The sequence below is a fragment of the Mesorhizobium sp. M2C.T.Ca.TU.002.02.1.1 genome (genome assembly GCF_003997225.1).
The window spans coordinates 1-2,918 of the sequence record NZ_RZTO01000768.1 but is presented as its reverse complement, the minus strand read 5'-3'; the positions used below and the strand labels follow the sequence as shown (position 1 = coordinate 2,918).

The window sequence follows — 2,918 nt, the reverse complement described above, 5'->3', positions numbered from 1 at the left end:
CCCTTCATCGCCACGCTCGACGCCGACGACCTTTGGCTGCCCGGAAAGATCGCGGCGCAGCTTGCCCATCTCGACCGGCTTCCCGGCACGGCCGGTGTCTTCACCCATATACGCAGTTTCCGCGACGGCGAGCCCGATGCCATGGCCCCGACCGCGATGCCCGGCTGGTCGCGCTCGACGATGCTGATGCGCCGAGCGGCCGTGGAGAGCGTCGGCCCGATGGTCGACCCGCAGGGCGGCCGGGGCGAGATGATCGATTGGATCGCCCGGGCCCGCGAGGCCGGCTTTGTCCTCGACATGATGCCTGACATCCTGGCGCTGCGGCGCATCAGGCCGGGAAGCCTGTCCTATGGGCGCGACGCGACGCGCGACCGCGGTTACCTGGAAGTGGCGCGGCTCGCCATGCTGCGGCGGGCGCAAAGCAAAGCCAGCTCCAGCTGATGGCCAAGGTTCGTCGCATCGGCACGCGTTTTCCCGACTATGGCTGGTCCTGGCCGACCGGGTCGCTCGACCAGTTGCTCAAGGCAGCGCTTCTCCCCGACGAAGAGGCGGCACGCCTTTGCGCCACGGGCTGGCTGGACGAGAACGACATCGACCACGTTTCTTTCCGGGAACACCGGCTGCTTGCCGCGATTTCCGACAGGTTCGGACGCAAGCTTGCCGGCCACGCCGCCTATCCGCGCCTGGTCGGCTTGCAGAAGATGCTGTGGACCAAGTCACGCATGGCCATGCGCGAGGCCGAGCCGGCCTTGACGGCGATGGTCGATGCCGGCTGCACGGTGATGCTGATCAAGGGCGCCAGCCGCATCGCGCTCGATGCCGCCGCGCAGCGCGGGCGCGTGGCGCACGACATCGACATCCTGGTGCGGCCGGGCGATATGCAGCCGGCTTTCGATGTGCTGCGCGACCGCGGCTGGCAGATCGCCACCGGCGTTTCCCCGCAATATCTGCGCGCAAGGCTGGCGTCGTTGCGCTCGATGAACTTCTTCAAGGGCAATTACGGCGACATCGACCTGCATCAGCTCGCCTACGACGGCTCGCAGCAGAATGCCGAGGACGACCTGGCGATCTGGCGCCGCGCGATCGCCGCCAAATTCAGCGACGTCGGCGTGGTCGTCCCATCGTCGGCCGACCGCATCGCTTTGGCCATCGCGCATGGCGGCCTCGACGCGCATACGCATAGCGACTGGCTGGTCGACTGCACGGTCGCCATCGAAGGCGGCGATGTGGACTGGACCATATTCCTCGATATCGTCGCTCAACGCGGCCTCGCCGTCGCCGCGGCGGTGGCGCTTTCCTACCTTGCGCTGGAGATCGGCATCGCGGTGCCGGAAGCCGTCCTGGCCAGGGTGGTGGACATGGCCGACCGGCGCGGCGCGGCGCGCCTGTCATCGGTCCTGCAGGCCAAGCCGCGCACCGATTTCGGCGCGCTGATCTGGTTATCGCGGGGATTTGCGAAGCAGTTGCGCCTGCAGCGCAAGAAAGGCCGGCTGAAGCAGACCGAGCCGGACATCGTGTGGCGCGGCAAATCCACGGCCGCGAAGGCAACCGGAGAACCGGCATCTTTCGTGCTCTCGCAAACCCTGGATGAACCGCAGGGCGATGTCAGCGAGATGATGCTCGATCTCATCGTGCGCATCGTCGTTCCTCCGGTCAGGCGACGCATCGAGATGGAAATCAATGCAGGCGACCGGCATGTGGCCCGGCTGCGCTCGATGACGATCAGCCGCTCGGGCGGCGAGCGAATGCTGCGCTTTCGCGGCAAGCTGAAGCTCGACCGGACGGGACGGGCTCTGGTGCTGGAAGCGCGGCCGTCGCGGCAATTTCGCGTCTGGGACGACGAGCAAGCGGTCGCCACCTATGGCGCGCTGCCTTTCCAGCTCGTTTCGGCAAAATTTTCTCCGACCGGCTGAGCCTGGCGGAACGCCGGCGTTGATTACCGTGTCGACGGCTCGGCGAAGGAAGCCTGGCAGCTGCTCAGGCGTCCGGAGTGATCAGCTTCAAGGAGGAGAAATAGGTCCGATATCGGCCGACATCGCGGGTCAGAAGTGGGAGCCCGCCGACCGCAGCATGAGCACCAATGAAGAAGTCCGGCAGAACGCCAGTCTTTTGTCCTCCTGACCGGCGGTACTGCGTAAATACCTTTCCAGCAAGGAAAAGAGCTGCCCTCGGCATGGGCGCCATTTCAAGACCGGCCGCATCGAGAAACGCGTCAAGATCCTCGATGCGGGCGTAGCGAACGGCAAGCTCGGCATAGACCGCATCGTTGATCAACAATGGTCCATTGAAGCTCGCCGCCTCAAGCTGAGCTATCGACCAATCCGCCCAATTTGGATCGTCCGTAACGAGGTCGAGCAGGACGTTGGTATCGACGAGGGTCACGCTTCGCCGCGCGTCAGCGCCATAATCGCGTCGGTCGTGAGCCCCTCGCCGGCATGGCCACGCAACTTGGCAAAGCGGCTCGCCGGTTGCTTTCTGTCGACACGAGCCAGCACCACGCTTCCATCGGCAGCGCGCCTGAAATCGACCCTGCTTCCCGGAACGATCCCCAGCAGGTCGCGGACCGGTTTCGGGATGGTCACTTGCCCTTTTGCTGTAACGGTGGTGGCCATCTTCGCCCCCTTGGTAATACCAGATGCAAGTAAGGTATTACCTCCTGGATCGAATTTCAACAGCTCGCAATCGCAATTCAAACCCCGTAACGCTCGGTGCGGATCAGCCCCGCCGGAACGCCCGCCCCGATCAGGGCATCGGCGGCGGCCGAGACGAACGCATTCGAGCCGCAGACATAGGCGAGCCTCGGCGCCTTCGGCAGGCGCTCGACGGCCTGCGCCATCATGCGGGCGTCGATGCGCCGGGAATAGTCGGAGGGCCGCCTCGCCGGTTCGCGGGTCAGCGTCAGCACCAGATCGAACCCG

Annotated in this window: 4 protein-coding genes and 1 pseudogene; 2 read left to right on the top strand and 3 right to left on the bottom strand. The window is 65.4% G+C overall.

Annotated features, from left to right (window positions below):
* Together EOD07_RS29080 and EOD07_RS29075 are read left to right on the top strand one after the other, a co-directional pair.
* The coding region (locus EOD07_RS29080; RefSeq protein WP_164772637.1) for a glycosyltransferase family A protein at positions 1-441 on the top strand (441 nt) is incomplete at its 5' end.
* Entirely contained in the window at positions 441-1,913 is a 1,473-nt protein-coding gene (locus tag EOD07_RS29075) for a nucleotidyltransferase family protein (RefSeq protein ID WP_127237799.1), read from the top strand. The genes EOD07_RS29080 and EOD07_RS29075, both read left to right, overlap by 1 nt.
* A 64-nt stretch (positions 1,914-1,977) precedes the next feature.
* Here EOD07_RS29075 and EOD07_RS29070 read toward each other — a convergent pair whose 3' ends face one another.
* The 3 genes and pseudogenes from EOD07_RS29070 to EOD07_RS29060 form a co-directional block, all read right to left on the bottom strand.
* Complete coding sequence (locus tag EOD07_RS29070) at positions 1,978-2,382, bottom strand: type II toxin-antitoxin system VapC family toxin (protein WP_127237798.1); 405 nt, start codon at positions 2,380-2,382, stop codon at positions 1,978-1,980.
* A complete protein-coding gene (locus EOD07_RS29065) occupies positions 2,379-2,612 on the bottom strand; it encodes an AbrB/MazE/SpoVT family DNA-binding domain-containing protein (protein ID WP_040979879.1) in 234 nt (77 codons plus the stop codon). Before EOD07_RS29065 ends, EOD07_RS29070 begins: the two co-directional genes overlap by 4 nt.
* 77 nt (positions 2,613-2,689) lie before the next feature.
* Positions 2,690-2,918 (bottom strand): annotated as a pseudogene (locus EOD07_RS29060) (oxidoreductase); the annotation flags it as partial.

Bases quoted from the DNA above. Each gene is read 5' to 3' on its own strand.
- EOD07_RS29075 (WP_127237799.1), top strand. From the start codon at position 441: ATGGCCAAGGTTCGTCGCATCGGCACGCGTTTTCCCGACTATGGCTGG.
- EOD07_RS29065 (WP_040979879.1), bottom strand. From the start codon at position 2,612: ATGGCCACCACCGTTACAGCAAAAGGGCAAGTGACCATCCCGAAACCG.